Annotated in this window: 18 protein-coding genes and 1 pseudogene; 9 read left to right on the top strand and 10 right to left on the bottom strand. The window is 69.2% G+C overall.

Annotated elements, in window-relative coordinates; translation table 11 throughout:
- Window positions 1-34 precede the first annotated feature (34 nt).
- The 3 genes and pseudogenes from A5705_RS29245 to A5705_RS22410 all read left to right on the top strand — a co-directional run.
- Window positions 35-292, top strand: a pseudogene (locus A5705_RS29245) (DivIVA domain-containing protein); the annotation flags it as partial.
- A gap of 36 nt (window positions 293-328) precedes the next feature.
- Window positions 329-874, top strand: coding sequence for a DivIVA domain-containing protein (locus A5705_RS29240; protein WP_369829618.1), 546 nt, complete (start codon window positions 329-331; stop codon window positions 872-874).
- Between the two features lie 40 nt (window positions 875-914).
- Entirely contained in the window at window positions 915-1,379 is a 465-nt protein-coding gene (locus A5705_RS22410) for a hypothetical protein (RefSeq protein WP_068280141.1), read from the top strand.
- Between the two features lie 23 nt (window positions 1,380-1,402).
- Here the strand turns inward: A5705_RS22410 and A5705_RS22405 are convergent, their stop codons facing one another.
- Entirely contained in the window at window positions 1,403-2,995 is a 1,593-nt protein-coding gene (locus tag A5705_RS22405; protein ID WP_156763203.1) for a CdaR family transcriptional regulator, read from the bottom strand.
- 84 nt (window positions 2,996-3,079) lie between these two features.
- Here A5705_RS22405 and pruA point away from each other — a divergent pair, with 84 nt between their 5' ends.
- The 4 genes from pruA (at window position 3,080) to A5705_RS22385 (ending at window position 6,774) form a co-directional block, all read left to right on the top strand.
- A complete protein-coding gene (gene pruA, locus A5705_RS22400; RefSeq protein ID WP_068280138.1) occupies window positions 3,080-4,720 on the top strand; it encodes an L-glutamate gamma-semialdehyde dehydrogenase in 1,641 nt (546 codons plus the stop codon).
- Entirely contained in the window at window positions 4,720-5,682 is a 963-nt protein-coding gene (locus A5705_RS22395; protein WP_068280135.1) for a proline dehydrogenase family protein, read from the top strand. The genes pruA and A5705_RS22395 overlap by 1 nt, the downstream gene beginning before the upstream one ends.
- Window positions 5,683-5,785: 103 nt before the next feature.
- Window positions 5,786-6,004, top strand: a complete 219-nt coding sequence (locus A5705_RS22390; RefSeq protein ID WP_068280132.1) for a hypothetical protein — start codon at window positions 5,786-5,788, stop codon at window positions 6,002-6,004.
- 32 nt (window positions 6,005-6,036) lie between these two features.
- Window positions 6,037-6,774: an MBL fold metallo-hydrolase gene (locus A5705_RS22385; protein ID WP_068280125.1), complete on the top strand. Its 738-nt coding sequence runs from the start codon at window positions 6,037-6,039 to the stop codon at window positions 6,772-6,774.
- A gap of 83 nt (window positions 6,775-6,857) precedes the next feature.
- On the opposite strand, the gene A5705_RS22380 is transcribed toward A5705_RS22385, so the two are convergent.
- From A5705_RS22380 to A5705_RS22340, 9 genes are read right to left on the bottom strand one after another with little or no spacing between them, the layout of a single operon-like run.
- Window positions 6,858-7,463, bottom strand: a complete 606-nt coding sequence (locus A5705_RS22380; protein WP_067881202.1) for a TetR/AcrR family transcriptional regulator — start codon at window positions 7,461-7,463, stop codon at window positions 6,858-6,860.
- Entirely contained in the window at window positions 7,460-8,530 is a 1,071-nt protein-coding gene (locus A5705_RS22375) for a zinc-binding dehydrogenase (protein ID WP_068280123.1), read from the bottom strand. Before A5705_RS22375 ends, A5705_RS22380 begins: the two co-directional genes overlap by 4 nt.
- Window positions 8,531-8,541: 11 nt before the next feature.
- A complete protein-coding gene (locus A5705_RS22370) occupies window positions 8,542-9,711 on the bottom strand; it encodes a lipid-transfer protein (protein ID WP_068280120.1) in 1,170 nt (389 codons plus the stop codon).
- On the bottom strand, window positions 9,708-10,160 hold the full coding sequence (locus tag A5705_RS22365) for a MaoC family dehydratase (protein WP_068280117.1): 453 nt from the start codon (window positions 10,158-10,160) through the stop codon (window positions 9,708-9,710). Before A5705_RS22365 ends, A5705_RS22370 begins: the two co-directional genes overlap by 4 nt.
- Window positions 10,157-11,248, bottom strand: a complete 1,092-nt coding sequence (locus A5705_RS22360; RefSeq protein ID WP_068280113.1) for an acyl-CoA dehydrogenase family protein — start codon at window positions 11,246-11,248, stop codon at window positions 10,157-10,159. Before A5705_RS22360 ends, A5705_RS22365 begins: the two co-directional genes overlap by 4 nt.
- Window positions 11,249-11,256: 8 nt before the next feature.
- On the bottom strand, window positions 11,257-11,655 hold the full coding sequence (locus A5705_RS22355; protein WP_068280110.1) for a Zn-ribbon domain-containing OB-fold protein: 399 nt from the start codon (window positions 11,653-11,655) through the stop codon (window positions 11,257-11,259).
- A complete protein-coding gene (locus A5705_RS22350) occupies window positions 11,655-12,203 on the bottom strand; it encodes a MaoC family dehydratase N-terminal domain-containing protein (protein ID WP_067881172.1) in 549 nt (182 codons plus the stop codon). Before A5705_RS22350 ends, A5705_RS22355 begins: the two co-directional genes overlap by 1 nt.
- Window positions 12,200-13,399, bottom strand: coding sequence for an acyl-CoA dehydrogenase family protein (locus A5705_RS22345; RefSeq protein ID WP_067881169.1), 1,200 nt, complete (start codon window positions 13,397-13,399; stop codon window positions 12,200-12,202). The genes A5705_RS22350 and A5705_RS22345 overlap by 4 nt, the downstream gene beginning before the upstream one ends.
- Window positions 13,399-14,622, bottom strand: a complete 1,224-nt coding sequence (locus A5705_RS22340) for a cytochrome P450 (protein ID WP_068280107.1) — start codon at window positions 14,620-14,622, stop codon at window positions 13,399-13,401. The genes A5705_RS22345 and A5705_RS22340 overlap by 1 nt, the downstream gene beginning before the upstream one ends.
- A gap of 169 nt (window positions 14,623-14,791) precedes the next feature.
- On the opposite strand from A5705_RS22340, the gene A5705_RS22335 reads away from it, so the two are divergent.
- Window positions 14,792-16,261, top strand: coding sequence for an aldehyde dehydrogenase family protein (locus tag A5705_RS22335; RefSeq protein ID WP_068280101.1), 1,470 nt, complete (start codon window positions 14,792-14,794; stop codon window positions 16,259-16,261).
- Entirely contained in the window at window positions 16,258-18,465 is a 2,208-nt protein-coding gene (locus A5705_RS22330) for a CaiB/BaiF CoA-transferase family protein (protein WP_068280098.1), read from the top strand. Before A5705_RS22335 ends, A5705_RS22330 begins: the two co-directional genes overlap by 4 nt.
- Window positions 18,466-18,563 lie beyond the last annotated feature (98 nt).

Genomic DNA, 18,563 nt, shown 5'->3' with positions numbered 1-18,563 from the left:
AATCTCTGGCCACACCGCAGCGACAGGAAGCGCCATGGAGATCAACCAGGACGACCCCGAGAAGCGTATCGCCGACCTGGAGCGCCAGTTGGCCGAGCAACAGCGCATGAGAGCCGCCCCCAGCGCGCCCGCGCGACAAAAGTGGAAGGTCAACAGGTTCGCGCCGGCGACGGGCGATGGCCTTACTGCGGAACAGGTTCGCACCGTGACCTTCTCCAAGCCACCCATCGGGAAGTCCGGCTACAACGAAGATCAGGTCGACGCGTTTCTCGACCTCGTCGAGTCGGCCCTGCGAGACCCCGCCGGACGCGCCCTGACCTCGGAGCAGGTGCGCAACGTGGCATTCGCGAGGCCACCGATCGGACGACGCGGGTACAACGAAGACGAGGTCGATGAGTTCCTCGATCTCATCGAGCAGCAACTGAGCCCGCAGCGGGTCGCGGATTCGCAGCCGCACGTGGCCCGGGTGCCCACGACGCACGCCGCGAGTCCCCAGAGCTCGAGCCGCAGGATCATCAACATCTTCAGCTCTGTCTTCAGCAGCTTTTGGTTTTGGTACTTCATCATTTTCGCGCTCTTCGCCGGCGGTGGGGCCTTGTTGCGATTTCTCGGACGCTTCGTTGCCATGGACCGGCCAGCCCCGAACTGGATGGGCATTGCGTTTTTCGCCATACCCGTGCTGATGTTCGTCGGGTATGTGGTTCGGTCGTGGCAAACCCGCAACAGGCGCCGCCGCCGCTTTTGGGCGACGGGCGGCGACGGAGGGGGCGGTTCCGGATGCAGCGGCGGGCACAGCGGCTGCGGCGGCGGTCACAGCGGTTGCGGCGGAGGATCCGGCTGCGGCGGAGGCGGCTGCGGTGGCGGCGGGCATTGACATACCGAAAATCCGCCGGCGCGGCGGTCGGTTCGATCGGATGAACGCCGCGGTCGCGCGGCTGGAGCTTCCCGCGGCGGTGTTCAAAACCTGCCCGTGGGAGCCGAGATCGCTTGTCGACATCGGGTTGCGGCAGTGGCTGCGTTGCTGTGCGCCCGCGCTGCGGGACCATCGCGTGATCGGGATGCCTTCGCGCGCAGTCGATGAGGCGTGGCACGGACTGATCCTGTGCACAGTCCAGTATGCGACGTTCTGCAGGCGGGCGTATGGCCAGTTTCTGCATCACTACCCGGAGGGTGGCGCACCGGAGGAGGTTCGCGGCGCGTTCGATTCAACCGAAGAGCAGCTGCGCAGGACGGTTCTCGCATGGTCGCTCGTCGCAAACCCGGGCGAGCATTGCGTCCTGTGGGATCTGGACCAACGCGTCGGCGTAGACGAGCCCTGGGGTATCGATCGCGAAAGGGTCGCGGCGATCCAGAGCGCTGCGGCGAAAGCCCATGGTTGATTCGACGACACCCGTTCCCTGAGCTACGCCGAGCGCTCGGTCACCCGCAATCCCAGCGAAAACACCAGCCGCACCTCGGGATCCGACAGTGACGTCGACAGTAGCTTCTCGATCCGCCGCACGCGGTACCGAACGGTGTTGGGGTGCACCCGCAGCGCCCGCGCTGCCGCACCGACGTCGCCGAAGCTGTCCAGGTAGGCCCGCAGTGTCTCGACCAGCACCGGGTCCTGCGCGCGCAGGTCGGCTATCCGCGGATCGACGAGCCGCTCGTCCGCGCCGACCAGGGTGACGATCTCGTCGAGCAGGACCGTGGTGCGCGCTTCGGCCAGTGTCGTCACCTGGCCCATCGAAACCGGGTGCCGCCCAGCGCTATCCAGGACGCGGTCGACCTCCGAACGCGCCGCCGCCACCTCCCTCAGACCGGCGACCGGTGCTGCGATGGCGGCCCGCAGCTCGACGCCGAGTTCGGCGCGCAGGGAGCCGATCGTGCCGCGCACCCATGAGGCGACCGACCGCACCTGTGTCTGGGGCAGCAGCACGTAGATGCGGGATTGTCGCGACGCGACCTGGGCGTCGCGCCGAAAAGCGCTGGCGCTCAGCGCCATTACGTCCGCCATCCGTGGGTGCGGAGTCCCGACGGTGTCCCAGCCGACCAGCGCGGCGACGCCGTCGGAGGGGAGGCCGAGTTCGCGGGCGACGGCGGCCGCGTCGGCGGGTTCGGCGACATCCGCCTCCGAGAGCCCGAGAAGTTGCTGCACCCGCCGCGCGTGCGTCGACGGCCGGGCCGCCAGCCGCGCCATGATTCGCGCGGCGAGGACCGCCGCGCCCCGCAGCATGTCCTCGGCGTCGTCGGCCAGGGGCTGCGAGCCCTGCTGCACCCAGATCGCGCCGGCGAACACCGGCGGTCGGCGGGCAGCGGCCGGTGGCTGGTGGATGCCGATCGCCAGCCGCGGACGCAGGCCCAATTCCGGGCGCTCTTCGACACGCACTACCTCGCCGCTGGAGCGCAGCGCATCGAAGATGCCCCATTGACCGATCCATTCCAGATGCTCGGGCGGCCCGGCGCGCCCCAGGATGGACAGGCGGCGCAGTTCGTCGGCCTCGTCGTTCGACGCCGAATAGGCGAGCACGTGCGACTGGGCGTTCTCGATGCTGACCATGCCGTGGATGCGGTCGGCCAGCGACTGCGCCAGGCCGAACAGGTCGGTGCCCGAGTCGTCGACCGGATCGCCGCGGTCGCCGTGATGTTCCAGCACGTGATTGACCAACTGATAGAGCCGCTCCCAACGCGCCCGCGGCTCCACGGCCACCACCGCCGACCCGGCCGCGGCCGCCGCCGCCACCAGGGCATCGGACGGCTCCTTGACGAAGATCGCCGCCGGTGCGGGCGTCCGTCCGTCGAGCCACCGCAGCGCTTCGTCCGCGGTCACGCCGAGCAGGAAGAAGACGTCGGCCGAGCCCGCCGCCGCCGCAAGGCCGAGGCGCACATCGTCGGAATCGATCAGTGCCGCCGACGCCACCGGCAGGTCCAGGCCGCGCGGGGCATCCACCAGGCTGACCAGCGTCGCGTCCAGCGCGAGCAACAGCTGGCCCAGACCGACACCCGCCACCCGCATGTTGTTCGATCTTACTAGCGGCCGCTCTAAGTCTTGTCCAATCGGCCAACACGATCGGGGGGCGCGCCGGGGATCCTGAGCAGCATGGACGCGATCACTGGGTTTTCTGAGGTACCAGCCCCGGCCAACGAGCCGGTCCACGACTATGCGCCACAATCCCCGGAACGCGCTCGCCTGCTCGCCGAGTTGCGCGCGCTGGCCGACCAACCGATCGACCTGCCGCACGTCATCGGCGGCAACCACCGGATGGGCGGGGGCGAGCCATTCGACGTCGTCCAGCCGCACCGGCACGCCGCGAGGCTGGGCATCCTCACCAACGCCACGCACGCCGACGCGGCGGCCGCCGTCGAGGCCGCGATGGCCGCCAAGAAGGACTGGGCGGCTATGCCTTTCGACGAGCGCGCCGCGGTTTTCCTGCGGGCCGCCGATTTGCTGGCCGGTCCGTGGCGCGAAAAGATCGCCGCCGCAACAATGCTCGGCCAATCCAAGTCCGCCTATCAGGCCGAGATCGACTCGCCGTGCGAGCAGGTCGACTTCTGGCGGTTCAACGTCGCGTTCGCCCGCCAGATCCTGGCTCAGCAGCCCATCAGCGGGCCGGGCGAATGGAACCGCAGCGACTACCGCCCGCTCGACGGCTTCGTCTACGCGATCACGCCGTTCAACTTCACCTCGATCGCCGGCAACCTGCCGACCGCGCCGGCGCTGATGGGCAACACCGTGGTGTGGAAGCCGTCGATCACCCAGACCCTGTCGGCGTACCTGACGATGCAGTTGCTCGAGGCCGCGGGTCTGCCGCCCGGAGTGATCAACCTGCTCACCGGCGACGGCTTCGCGGTTTCCGATGTGGCGCTGAACGATCCGCGACTGGCCGGCATCCACTTCACCGGATCCACGGCCACCTTCCAGCACCTGTGGCAGCGCGTGGGTGCCAACATCGGCGGCTACCACAGCTATCCCCGCCTGGTCGGCGAGACCGGCGGCAAGGACTTCGTCGTCGCCCACCCCTCGGCGCGCCCGGACGTGTTGTGCACGGCGCTGATTCGCGGCGCGTTCGACTACCAGGGCCAGAAGTGCTCGGCCGCATCGCGGGCGTTCATCCCGCACTCGGTGTGGCAACGCATGGGCGACACGTTCCTGGGCGAGACCGCCGCGCTGCGCTACGGGGACATCACCGACCTGACCAACTACGGCGGCGCGCTGATCGACCGGCGCGCCTTCCTCAAAAACGTCGACGCCATCGAGCGGGCGAAGGGCGCGCCCGGCGTCACGATCGCGGTCGGCGGCGAATACGACGACGGCGTCGGCTATTTCGTGCGGCCCACCGTGCTGCTGTCCGACGACCCGACCGACGAGTCGTTCGCGACGGAGTACTTCGGCCCGCTGCTGTCGGTGCACGTCTACCCCGACGCCGACTACGAACGGATCCTCGACGTCATCGACACCGGGTCCCGCTACGCGCTGACCGGCGCCGTCATCGCCGACGACCGGGCGGCCGTGCTGACCGCCCAGGACCGGCTGCGGTTCGCCGCCGGAAACTTCTACGTCAACGACAAGCCGACCGGTGCGGTGGTCGGCCGCCAGCCGTTCGGCGGCTCGCGCGGATCCGGCACCAACGACAAGGCCGGCTCGGTGCTGAACCTGCTGCGCTGGACGTCGGCCCGCACGATCAAGGAGACCTTCGTCCCGGCCACCGACCACACCTACCCGCACATGGCGGCCGACTGATGGCCGGGCTGTTCGCCCACACCGTCCGCCCGGCGATCATGGCGGCGGGCCGGTGGGACGGGTTGCGCCGCACCGCCGAGCGGACGCCGATCACCCCCAAGGTGGTGCGGCGGTTCGTGCCCGGCGAGACGATCGACAGCGCGCTGGACAGCGTTGGGGCGCTGCGTGATTCGGGGCGCCTGGTCAGCGTCGACTACCTCGGCGAGGACGTCACCGACGCCGACGACGCCGACGCCGCCGTGCGGGTGTACCTGGACCTGATCGACCGGCTGGGCCGGCTGGGCCCGGGGTGTGGCGGCGTTCGGCCGCTGGAGGTGTCGCTGAAGCTGTCCGCGTTGGGGCAGGCGGTGGACCGCGACGGCGAGAAGATCGCCCGCGAGAACGCCTGGTCGATCTGCGACGCGGCGCGGCGGGCCGGCGTGTGGGTGACGGTGGACGCCGAGGACCACACCACCACCGATTCGACGCTGTCCATCGTGCGCGATTTGCGGGCCGACTTTCCTTGGCTGGGCACGGTTCTGCAGGCCTACCTGAGGCGTACGCATGCGGATTGCCAGGAATTCGCCGCGGCCGGCGCGCGGATCCGGTTGTGCAAGGGCGCCTACGACGAACCCGCATCCGTGGCCTACCGGGACGACGCCGAGGTCACCGACTCGTACCTGCGGTGCCTGCGTGTGCTGATGGCGGGCAGCGGATATCCGATGGTGGCGTCGCACGACCCGGCGGTGATCGACGCGGTTCCCGGCATGGTGCGCGAATCCGGCCGCGGCGTGGGCGATTTCGAATACCAGATGTTGTACGGCATCCGCGACGGCGAACAGCGACGGTTGGCCGACCTCGGCAACCAGGTCCGTGTCTACGTGCCGTTCGGCACCCAGTGGTACGGGTACTTCGTCCGGCGGCTGGCGGAACGACCCGCCAACCTGAAGTTCTTCCTGCGGGCGCTGACGCACCGGGCGTGAACTCGGGGCTTTCAGTGTGAACGCAGGGCGAAGATTTCGCGAAAACCCCGCCGCGGCGGCACACTCAACGCCCAGGATGCACTCTCGCTATAGATTTGGGGCCATGCGTATCAAGCAGCTGCTGGCCGGTTTCACCGTCGCCGCGGCGCTGGGGGTGGGCGCATCCGGTCTCGGCGTCGGCGCGGCGCACGCCGATCCGCCGCCACCCCCGCCGCCCGGGCAACCTTGGGGCCAACCGCCACCGCCGGCCCCGCCGTCGACCGAGCCCCCGCCGTGGTCCCCGCCCCTCGACTTCCCGATTCCCGTGCCAGGCGCGGGCTAGTAGTCGGCTGAGCCGGGCGTAGCCTCTCGGGCATGAGCCTGGTTATCGACGAGATGCCGGATCTCGGCATCTCGCGGGTGTCGCGCTGGATTTTCAACTGCTATGTCCTGAGGGGCGGCGACGGCGTGGTGGTGGTCGACGCCGGGCTACCGCGGGTCGCCCGCGACCTGGCCGCCGTCCTCGGTGGAGCGCTGCAAGCCGTGGTGGCAACGCACGGGCACAGCGATCACGTCGCGGGCGCGTCGGCGCTCGCCGCGCGGCACGGGGCGCCAATCTGGTTGCCCGACAAGACGCTTACCTATCTCGACGGGGTGAAACCGCGCACTCCGACGCCGGCGAAGGCCGCAACCATCTGGCCCACCATGATCGACCAGCCATTCGATCGAATCGGGGTGGCGGGGCTCTTCGGCGGCGCCCGGGTGGCGGGGTACGGCACCCCGCTCGGGATGCGCTGGAGGGGGCCGTCGCCCGCTGGTGGGCTGGCCGAGGGTCAGCCGGTGCCCGGGGCGCCGGATTGGACCGTGGTCAATGCCAACGGTCACACGGACGACAGCATCGCGCTCTGGAACCCGACCACCCGGACGCTGCTGTCCGGCGACGCCGTGCTGTCCGTCCGCGGCCAGGCCTGGCACACGCCGGAGATCGTCGACGCCGAGAGCGCCGCCGCCACCCGCAAGCGCCTCGAGGAACTACCCGTCGCGCATCTGCTGCCCGGCCATGGCCGGCCGGTTCATGCGGCCGACACCGTTTGGGCCCAGCAGCGCCGTTGAGTGTGCGCTCAGGTACTTGAGTGTGCGTCCAGGGCGCCCCTCGGCGCACACTGGACGCCCACGATGCACACTCATCAGCGCCACTAACCGCGCCGGGGCCGCGCGCGATCCCCGGCGAACCCGCGGAGCACGAAGGCGCGCACGAATTCCGCCGCCACCTCGGGGTCGTCCATGTCCAGGGTCGACGACGGCGTGCTGAAGAGCGAGAAGAGTATCCGGGCGAACCATTCGCCGGCGGCCTCGACGTCGAGGTCTTTGCGGACCTCGCCGGTGAGCCGGGCCGCGGCGAGATACGGCGCGAAGAAGTCGACACACTCGCGCAGCAACACCGCGGCGTCCTTGGTCAGCAGCAGGCTGACCGCGTCCTCGTCAAAGTACTTCTCGGAGGCGATGACTCGCCGCGCCTGGGTCACGAACACCGCCGCGCGGCTCAGCTTGTCCTCCAGCGAGCTGCCCCGGTCCATCGCCTTGGACATTTCACAGTAGAACCGTTCGGAGGCGTGTTCGGCGCAGGCTTCGACGATCGCGCCCTTGTCGCTGAAATACTCGTAAATGGTGCTGCGTGAAACGCCGGCTTGCTTGGCGATGTCGACGATGGTGGCCTTGTCCAATCCCTGTCTGCCGAAACAAATGAACGCGGACTCGACGATGAGTTCGCGCGTGTCGGTGCTCTGCGCCGCCTGAGTCATGGCACCAGCGCCCCGCGCGGCACCAGGCCGGCATCGGCCGAGGCGAAGGCGTCGTTGACCTCGGCGAGGTGGAACGGCTTGGGCATCAGCCGGCCGAATGGAAAGTCGGTGTGCTGCAGGAAGTTCAGGCCGATCGCCAGCGTGACGGGGTCGTAGAGCATGACGCCGCGCACGGCCTTGTTGCCGTAGACCAGCGCGCTCGGGTCGAGTTCGAACGTGCGGCCCATCCCCACGTTGCCGACCTCGAGCAGCGTGCCGCCGTTGTTCAGAAAGCCCACCCCGTCGGGGATGACGCCCGGCACCCCGACCACCTCGAGCACCCAGTCGGCGCCGATGCCGTCGGTGTGCTCGCGGACCCGCTCCGCCACCTCGAAGGTCGAGATGCCGCTCGCGTCGATGCAGAAGGTGGCGCCGAAATCGGCTGCGACATCGAGCCTTTCTGGGATCTTGTCGATGACGATAACGGCGGACGCCCCCGCGGTGCGCGCGACGGCGGCGGCGTTGATGCCCAACCCGCCCGCGCCCTGGATGACGACCGTGTCGCCCAGCCGCACGTCGCGGAGCGCGAACAACACCTGGGCGAGGGCGCAATTCAGCGGCGCGACGGCCTCGTCGGCGAGTTCCTCGGGCACCTTGTACAGCGGCTGCCGCCGGCTGGTGTAGTAGTACTCGCCGTGCGCGGCGACGAAGTGCGGCTCCTGGTCATGGGTGCGGTACTCACCGGCCATCAGGTTCTGGCACGCGTGGGGCCGGCCGCGGGCGCACGCGTGACACTGCCCGCAGGTCCAAAAGTAGGGTGTGACGACGCGATCGCCGACGGCCAGCGGCTTGCCGGTCGCGTCAGTGGTGAGTCCCTCGCCGAGTTCGGTTATCTCCCCGACCATTTCGTGGCCCAGGGCAAACGGGCACGGCAACGGCAGCTCGCCGCGGAAGATGTGCAGATCGGATCCGCAGATGCCCGCCATCCGCAGCTTGAGCGCCGCCGTTCCGGGCGCGGGCGCGGTGAGCGGGAACTCGGCCAGCTCGATCGGCCCCCCGGGTGCGGTCAATACCGCGAGCTTGGGCATGAGCTTCCCCCTTAGTCGGCAGGCGCGAGGATCAGTCCGCTGGTGGGCACGCCGGTTCCCGACGTGACGAGCACGTGCTCGACGCCCTCGACCTGGTTGTGCGAGGTGCCGCGGATCTGCCGCACGCCCTCGGTGATGCCGTTCATGCCGTGGATGTACGCCTCGCCGAGCAGCCCGCCGTTGGTGTTGATCGGGAATTCCCCGCCGAGCGACAGCCGCTCCACGGTGGCGAAGTCCTTGGCCTCGCCGCGCCCGCAGAAGCCGAGCTCCTCGAGCTGCGTGAACACGAACGGCGTGAAATGATCGTAGATGAAGGCGGTTTGGATGTCTTGGGGCTTGAGGCCCGAATCGCGCCAGAGCCGGTTGGCGACCACCCCCATCTCCGGGAGCCCCGTGATGTCCTCGCGGTAGTAACTCGTCATCATCTCGCCGTTGGCGGCCGCGCCCTGGGCGGCCGCGGTGATGACCGCCGGCGGCTGGCGAAGATCCCGGGCGCGTTCGGCGCTGGTCACCACCAGGGCGACGCCGCCGTCGCTCTCCTGGCAGCAATCCAGCAGTCTCAGCACGGGTTCGACGATCCAGCGCGAGTTCTGGTGATCCTCCAGCGTGATCGGGCGTTGGTAGAACCAGGCGTCGGGGTTGTTCGCCGCGTGCGCCCGGTCGACGACGGCGATGCGGCCGAAGTCCTCGTTGGTCACCCCGTACGTCGACATGTAGCGCTGGGCGTGCATGGCGACCCAGGCCGCGGGGGTGAGCAGTCCGAACGGCGCATAGTGCGCCATGAACAGCGGGGTCGCGGTCATGTCGCGCCCGCTGCCGCCGAAGCGGAAGCCGGACCGTTCGTTGAACGCGCGCCAGCACACCACGACGTCGGCGACGCCGGTCGCGACGGCCATCGCCGCGTGCACGACGGTGCCGGCCGCCGCGCCGCCGCCGTGATGGACGCGGGAGAAGAAACTCAGGTCGCCGATGCCCACGTTGCGGGCGATGTCGATCTCGTCGCTGGAGTCCATGGTGAAGGTCACCATGCCGTCGACGTCGGCGGGCGTCAGGCCGGCGTCGTCGAGCGCGGCGCTGACCGCCTCGCAGGCCAATTGGAGCTCGCTGCGCCCGGACTCCTTGGAGAACTCGGTCTGGCCGATGCCGACGATGGCGCAGCTGCCGGGAAGCGAGGAGGTCACGCGCCCGCCCCGTCCAGCAGGCTGAGCACCGCGGTCCCGGAGACGTGATCGCCGAGGCTGTTGGAGCCCTTGAACGTCACTTCGACGAAGTTCTCCCCGCCGGAGCCCTCGGTCTTGGACGTCACGGTGCCGGTGAAGCGCAGCGGGTCGTCGGGGAAGCACGGCACACCGAGGCGGATCGACAGGTTCTTCACCATCGCCTCGGGGCCGGCCCAGTCGGTGAGGAAGCGCACGCAGTACCCGTTGGTGGTCAGGATGTTCATGAACAGGTTCGGCGAGCCCTGCTTCTTGGCGAAGTCGCGGTCGTGGTGCACCGGCATGAAATCCCGTGAGGCGATCGCGCCGGCGACGATCATCGTTGTGGTGATCGGGATTTCGAGCGGGGTCACCTCGTCGCCGACGTTGATGTCGGCCCACTTGAGCGTGGTGCGGCTGTCAGCGGTCGTCATCGGATTCCTTCCGGATAGGTACTGCCGATACTGGCCAGCTGGGCGGGCGCGGGACCGAGGGTGAGCTCGTTGTGCTTGGCCCACAGGAAATAGCGGTGCAGCGGGTAGGTCACGTCGATGCCGATGCCGCCGTGGACCTGCTGGGCGCTGGCGGCGACCCGCGAGCCGGCCTCGGCCGCCCAGAACTTCGCGATGCGGGCCGCCCGCTCGGCCTCTCCCGGGGGGCGTCCCCGCGCGATCAGCCAGGCCGCGTGCCAGGTGGTCCAGCGGATCGCCTCGACGTCGATGAAGGCGTCGGCCAGCCGCTGCTGCACGGCCTGGAAGCTGCCGATGGGCCGCCCGAATTGCTCACGGCCGCTGGTGTACTCGGCCGCGATGCGCAGGGCGCGTTCGCAGACGCCGAGCTGGATCGCGCACAGCCCGACCAGGGCGCGGGTGTGCAGCGATCCGACCGGGCCGTCGAGCCGGTCGTCGGCGGAAACGGTTGCGCCATCGAGGAATACGTCGGCGTGCGGTTCGCGGTTGGTGGTCGCGACCGGCCGGACCTCGACGCCGCCGGCGTCGGCGGGCAGCAGGAAGAGGCCGGCGTCGCCCTCGTCGATGTCGGCCGGAACCACGATGGTGTCGGCGATTTGGGCGGCCGGCACCAGCTCCTTGACCCCGTCGAGGCGCCAACGGGGGCCGTCGCGGCGCGCCGTGGCGGCGGGGCCCTGCAGGCCCGCGGTCAGGATGCGGGTCCCGGCGGCGACGCCGGGCAGGAACCGTCGCCGTTGCTCCGGGTTTCCGTGCCGGGCGATCGGGTCGGCGCCGAGCACCAGCGTCGCGTAGGCGGGCACCGGTGCGACGCTCCAGCCGACCTCGGCCAGCAGCACGCCGAGCTCCAGGAAGCCGCCGCCGTTCCCGCCGTCCGCCTCCGGCAGCGCCGCACCCAGCAGGTCGGCGGCGGCGAGCTCACTCCACAGCGCCGGGTCGTAACGGGTTTCGCCGGCCTCCAGCTCGGTCAGCCGGTCGGGGGTGGCCCGGCGCTCGAAGATGTCGCGGGCGAGCTTGGCGATGGTCTCCTGCTCTTCGGTGAACGTGAAATCCATTGCGCCACCTACCGGGCGGGCCGGAACTGGTGCAGCACCAGGTCGTTGTCGAAGGTCTGGTAATAGATTTCGACCGGCATCCCGACCGTGACGTCGGCGGGGTCGATGCCACACAGGTTCGACACCAGCCGCACCCCCTCGTCGAGCTGTACCAGCGCCACGATGTAGGGATAGTCGAAGAACGGGAACCGTGGTTCGTGCGGCATCACGTAGCTGTAGACGGTGCCGCGGCCCGACGACTCGATCGCCTCCCAGTCCAGGGACCGGCAGTGCGGACACATCGGGCGGGGCGGGTGGCGCAGCGCGCCGCACCCGGAGCAGCGCTGGATCAGCAGCTTGTGCTCGCGCAGCCCGTTCCAGAAGAACTCGGTGTCCGGGCTGATGGCCGGCGCCAGGCGGGGGGCCATCAGCGCGCCGGCCTGAATCGCAACACGCGGAATCGCTGACGCCCCAGCACCTCACCGTTCTGGTCGGTGTAGGTGATCAGCCAGGTCAGGAAGAACCCGGTGCCGAGCGCGGTCGTCTTTTCGTCGGAGACCTCCTCGAACACCGACGTCGAGCTGATGACATCGCCCAGCCGGGGATAGCGTTCGATCTCGAATTCCGAGTTGGTGGCCACGGTGCTGGTGTATCCGGCCTCGTCCAGGAACGCCGTTGGGTTGCTGAGGATCTCGACGGGGGCGCCGCCCCGGTCGCCGATCCCCTCCAGCTTCGGAGACGGCATCGTCCAGGTTTGCAGCATGACCGGCGGCGACACGATGCCGCCGAACCGCGACGACGCCGCGAACTCCGGATCGAGGTAGACGGGGTTCATGTCGTCGAGCGCATGGGCCCAGTGCCGAATCATCGGCTGGTTGACCGGATCCGGTGCCACCGAGGGCAGTCCGGTGCCGCCGGTGGGCTGGCCGACGAGCGCCCGCAGTTTGGCGCGCACCTCGGATTCTTGCTCGGTCATGGTCCTCCTGTTGTCTGCTGGGCGCGAAGGTCGCGGGGCGCCCTCGGCATCCCCAACCCGGCCATGGCGATGATGTCACGCTGAATCTCGTTGGCGCCACCGCCGAACGTATTGATGACCGCCCAGCGATATGCGGTTTCCAGGGCGCCGCGCAGCGGCGCGTCCTCGCCGCGGCGCACCCCGTTGCCGTCGAGCACCTCCAGCAGCTGGCGGGCGACCTGTTGCGTGAGCTCGGTGCCGAAGACCTTGGCGGCGGAAGCCTCTCCCATGCCGAGCACGCCTTTCGTCATCGCCGCGTTGACCCGCATGTTGACGAGCTTGTAGGCGGCGACCTGCGCCTCGACCCGAGCCAGAGCGAGCCGCACCCAGGGCTGGTCGATGACGCGGCCACCGTCGAGATCGGTGACGGTGGCCCACTCCAGGGTCTTCTCGAACAGGGGCTCGAGCGCCCCGAGGTTGCCCAGGGCGGCGCGTTCGAAGTTCAACTGGGTGGTGATCAGCTGCCAGCCCTGGTTTTCGCCGGCCACGATGGCGCTGTCCGGGACCCGGACGTCGTCGTAGAACGTGTAGAAGGTCGAGATGCCCGGCATGGTGTGCAGCGGCTGCCAGGAGAACCCGGGCGACGAGGTGGGCACGATGAAGATGGAAATGCCCTTGTGCTTCTTGGCGTTCGGGTCGGTTCGCGCCGCCAGCCAGATGTAATCGGCATACGCGGCGCCGCTGGTGAACATCTTCTGGCCGTTGATCACCCAGTCCGCGCCGTCGCGCACCGCCGTGGTGCGCAGCGACGCCAGGTCGCTGCCCGCGCCCGGCTCGGAGTATCCGATCGCGAATTCCACGCTGCCGTCGAGGATGGCCGGCAGGAATTTCTGCTTTTGCTCCTCGGTGCCGCATTGCATCAAAGTGGGGCCGACCGTGTTGAGCGTCACCAGCGGGATGGGCGCGTTGACTCGCTGCGCTTCTTGGGCGAAGATGAACTGTTCGATCGCCGAGAAACCCCGTCCGCCATATTCTTTGGGCCAGCCGACGCCCAGCAGGTTGGCCGCGGCCAGGGCCCGTACGCATTCCCGCACCTCGGGACCGCCCTCCATGCGCTCGCTGAGCGCCATGGTTCGTTCGGGCGTCATCACCTTTTCCAGCGCGGCGCGGATCTCGGCGCGCAGCCGCTGTTGCTCGGGCGTGTAGTCGAGCTCCATCAACCGGCCGCCCCGAGCCGCACCGGCATCCGCTTCACGCCGGGCACCATCGTGGCCCGCATCCGGTCCACCTCGCCGACCAGCTCCAGCCGGGGAAACCGCCGCAGCAGCTCGTCGAACATGACCGACGCCTCCAAACGCGCCAACTGCGCACCGACACAAGAGTGTTCGCCGCAACCGAACGCGATGTGCGGGTTCGGGTGCCGGGTCACCCTGAACTCCTCGGAATCAGGTCCGAAGATGTCCTCGTCGCGGTTGGCCGACCCGTACAGCATCACCACCGTGTCACCCTCGGCGATGCGCTGCCCGCGGATCTCGACGTCGGCCGTCGCGGTGCGGGCCATGTGCACCACCGGGCTGTTCCAGCGCAGCATCTCCTCGACGGCGCCCGGGATCAGCGACCGGTCCTCGACCACCAGGCGACACTGGTCGGGGTGGGCGATCAACGCCAGCGTGCCCAAGGCGATGAGATTGCGGGTGGTTTCGTTGCCGGCCACCAGCAACAGGAACGCGAAGTTGAGCAGGTCCTCGTCGGTGAGCCGGACCCCGTCGATCTCCGCGCCGGCCAGCACCGACAGCAGGTCGTCGTGCGCCTCGACTCGCCGCTGGGCGATCAGCTTCTGGAAGTACTCGAAGAGCTGCCCCATGGCCACCAGGGGATCGAGTTCGATCTCCGGGTCGGCGCTTCCGGTGGCGGCGTCCGACCACGCCCGGAACTGCTCCCAGTCGTCGGGAGGGGCGCCGATCAGCTCGGCGATCATCCGGGTGGGCAGCGGGGCGGCGATCTCCTCGGCGAACTCGTGGACCGAATCGGGTTGTACGCCATCGAGAATGCCGCGCACGATCTCGCGGATCTTCGGCTCGAGGACGGCCACCCGGCGCCGGGTGAACCCGGAGTTGATCAGCTTGCGCATCTGCCGGTGCCGCGGCGGGTCGGTGAAGATCAGGCTGCCCGGCTGGACCGGGCTCGGCTGTGCCGGATCGGGGATGGTGATGCCCCCCGCCGACGAGAACAGCGCCGGGTTGCTCGACACGAAGCGGACGTCCTCGTACTTCAGCAGCGCCCAGAAGTTCGTCACATCGTTCCAGCACACCGGCGACGACGCGCGCAGCTCCCGGTACGCCGGGTACGGGTCGCCCGCGTAGAAGTCGGGGGAGTGCAACAGAGAAGCGGGAAACGTGGTCCGCACGGCGGGCCTCCCTCGACAGGCGATCCGACACATCACACCAATGTGTCTTGCGACGTTGTGTCTACTCGGTCCGGCCAGGTCTGTCAATGCACCGCCAACGCAATGAAATAGGACGGAATTCGCCGATTTGATGATTGACGCCGGGGAGCCATGGGTGAACACTGGCTGTCTAGATGACCGACGTTCGGGTGAGGAAGCGCGCATGACCGAGCTGCAAACCGCGGGAAGTCTTGTCGACACCTACCAGCTCTACATCGACGGCAGCTGGGTCGACGCGGAGGACGGTCGCTACGACGACATCAATCCGGCCACCGAACAATCGATCGGCACCGCGCCCGACGCCAGCATCGCCCAGGTCGGCGCGGCGATCGACGCCGCGCGCCGGGCCTTCGACAGCGGGCCGTGGGGCCGCATGGGCCCGCAGGAGCGGGCCGGCTGCCTCAACCAGCTCGGCACGGCGCTGCTGAAACACGCCGACGAGTTCTTCGCGCTGTCGCAGGCGGAGTGGGGCTGCGTTTCGAACGAGCGGATGATGCAGATCGACGGGGCCGGATACATGTCGATGGTCGCGGCCCAGCTCGCCGAACAGCTGGGCGAGGAAGCGGTGACCGGGATGAGCGCGGGCACCACGTTGCTCCGTCACCAGCCGCTGGGCGTCGTATCGGTCCTGACGCCGTGGAACTTCCCGCACTGCCTCAACGTCATGAAGCTCAACCACGCTCTGGCCGCCGGCAACACCGTCGTGCTCAAGCCCTCGCCGCTGACCCCGCTCGCGGGGCTCGCACTCGCGCGGATCATCGACGAGGAGACCGACATCCCGCCCGGGGTGGTCAACGTCGTCACGCCGTCGGGCATCGAGGCGGCCAAGCTGCTCACCGCCGACCCGCGCATCGACATGGTGAGCTTCACGGGCAGTTCGGTCGTCGGGCGCCAGGTCATGTCCGCCGCGGGCGACACCATGAAGCGGATCCTGCTGGAGCTGGGCGGCAAGTCGGCCAGCATCGTCCTGGACGACACCGAGGTCACCGACGAGATGTTGCAGCAGATGCTGTTCGACTCGTGCTCGCTGCACGCCGGGCAGGCCTGCATCCTGCACAGCCGGATGCTGCTGCCCGATTCGCTGCACGACGACGTGGTCGACCGGCTTGTGGCGCTGGCCCGCGACGTCAAGGTCGGCGATCCCGCCGACCCCGACGTGCAGATGGGGCCGCTGATCAGCGCGGCGCAGCGGGACCGGGTCCAGGCGCACGTCGACGGCGCGGTCAACGACGGAGCCCGGCTGGCAACGGGCGGTGGCCGCCCGGCCGGCCTGGACGTCGGATTCTATTTCGAGCCAACGATTCTCACCGGCGTCGACCCGGATTCGACCATCGCCCAGGAGGAGGTGTTCGGGCCGGTGTTGACGGTGCTGCGCTACCGTGACGACGACGACGCGGTCGCCATCGCGAACAACTCCCGGTACGGGCTTTCCGGAGCGGTGTGGGGCGGGGATGTGGACCGTGCCGTCGGCGTCGCGCGACGCATCCGCACCGGGCAGGTCGCGGTCAACGGGTGCGGTCCCGGTGGCGCGCCGTTCGGCGGGTTCAAGCTGAGCGGGTTGGGGCGCGAGGGCGGCGGCATCGCCGGCCTGCACCAGTACATGGAACCAATGGCAATCGGGGTACCCGGGTGAGCGGACCCCTCGCGGGGCTGTCCGTCGTCGAAATCACCAGGGAAATCTCCGGCCCTTATGCGGCAAAGCTTTTCGTCGACCTCGGCGCCGAGGTCACCAAGATCGAGCCGCCGGGCGGAGATCCGCTGCGCCACTGGGGCCCGTTTCCCCGCGGCGTTCCGGATCCCGAACGCAGCGGATTGTTTCAATATCTGAACGCCGGCAAGCGAATTGCGGCGCTCGAGGATGCCCGCGAGCTGATCGCGGGTGCGCACCTGGTCATCGAGAACTTCCCGCCCGGAACGCTGGAAGACTGGGGATTCGACCGCGACGCCCTGAGCGGGCTCAACCCGAACCTGGTGCTGCTCCGCATCTCTGCCTTCGGGCAGTCCGGGCCGTGGCGGGACCGGCCGGCCACGTCGCTGACATTGCAGGCGGCGTCGGGCTGGGTCAGCGCCCGCGATCCCGACCGCCCGCCGGTGCAGGTCGGCGCGCGGATCGCCGAGTACGTCGCGGGCGCCTACGGCGCGCTGGGCGCGCTCACCGCACTGCGTTGCGCATCCGATGAGGTTGTGCAGGTGGATGTTTCGGAATTCGAGTCGTTGCTGTCGACGCTGCCGTATCCCATGCTGATGGCGCAGAAGATGCTCGGCCTGGGTCTGCCCGCCAATGCCCGGGGGGCTCCGATGCTGGGCGTGGTCCGCGCCGCCGACGGCTGGGTGGGGATCAACTGCCTGACGGGCCAGCACTGGCTGGACGTGTGCGCGATGCTGGGACTGCCCGAGTTCGGCGAGCAGCAGATCCCGATCATGTTGGGCGGGCCCGAACGCAGCGAATTCTATGCTCGCGCAGAGCCGTTGCTCGCCGAGCAGACCATCGCCGAGATCGTCGACCTGAGCCAGGCGTTGCGGATCCCGGCCACCCCGGTCAACGACGGCGCCACCGTGCTGGAATGTCCGCAATACGCCAAGCGCGAGTTCTTCCTCGACGGCGGGGCGTTCCAACGCCCCGGTGCGCCCTTCCGCCTGACCAAAGGCCCTGTGGTGCAGCATCATCCGGCATCTACTCGGCCGTCGGGGGCCCTTCCCTTTGCGGGGGTGAAGGTGCTCGACCTCAGCACCTTCTGGGCGGGGGCATATCTGACCTGCTACCTGGGCGCGTTCGGCGCCGACATCGTCAAGGTCGAGTCGATCCAGCGGCCCGACGGTTTCCGCTACTCCGGCGCGTTTCCCTTCGAGGGCGACGACTGGTACGAGCGCAGCGGCCTATGGCAGGCCACCAACCTCAACAAGAAGGACCTCACGCTGGACCTGACCTCGCGGCGCGGCCGGGACATCGTCCGGCGGCTGGCCGCACAGGCCGACGTTGTCGTGGAGAACTTCTCGCCGCGCGTGGTCGAGCAGTTCGGTCTGGACTATGACTCGCTGGTGGCGCTGAAGCCCGACGTGATCATGGTCCGGATGCCGGGTTTCGGCCTTCAGGGCCCCTGGCGCGATTACGTCGGCTGGGCGCTCAACTTCGAGCAGACCGCGGGGATGTCGGCCGTCACCGGATACGCGGACGGGCCGCCGTGCAACCCGCAGGGGCCGGCCGACCCGATCGTCGGCGTGCACGCCGGGGTCGCGCTGCTGGCCGCGCTCGAGCACCGGCGCCGCACCGGGGAGGGGCAACTGATCGAGGTCGCCCAGATCGAGGTCGCCGCCGCCGTGGCCGCCGAACCGGTGATCGAGTACTCGATGAACGGCGTCGTGTCAGCGCGGGAAGGCAACCGCCGGCGCGGCTACCTGCAGGGGGTGTACCCGACGAACGAGGACGGCGCGTGGGTGGCCCTGTCGTTACCCGAAGAGCCGGGAGTCGACCACGACGCGTTCGACGCACTGGTCGCCGCGTGGACCCGCACCCAGGCTCCGGAAGCGATCGTCGAAGCCCTTGCGGCGCAGGGCATCCCGGCCGAGCGCGTGATCACCGGAGAGCGGATGTACGAGATCGCCCAGCTCGACGCTCGCGGGTTCTACCAGGAGCTCGTGCATCCCGTCACCGGATCACACCGGTATCCCGGCTGGCCGTTTCGGATCGCCCCCGGGCCGGCGCGTCACCACCGCAGCGCCCCGCCGACGCTGGGTCAGCACAACGACGAGATCCTTTGCGGGCTCGGCCTTTCCGACGACGAGCTGGCCGCCCTGCGGGCCGACAGGGTCATCGGGGAGCGGCCGCTCGGGTCGTAGCGTGGTCGCACCCCATTCACGAAGTGGTAGCGCCCGCGATAGCGGTTTCGGTGAACGGTCATCGGTCCGGACTCGGTGGCGCTCGTGAGCCTTTGGTA

Origin of the sequence: Mycobacterium sp. E787, assembly GCF_001668725.1 — a bacterium.
GTDB lineage: Bacteria > Actinomycetota > Actinomycetes > Mycobacteriales > Mycobacteriaceae > Mycobacterium.
Note: the sequence above shows the minus strand (reverse complement) of the source record. Positions and strands in the feature narration are given on the sequence as shown.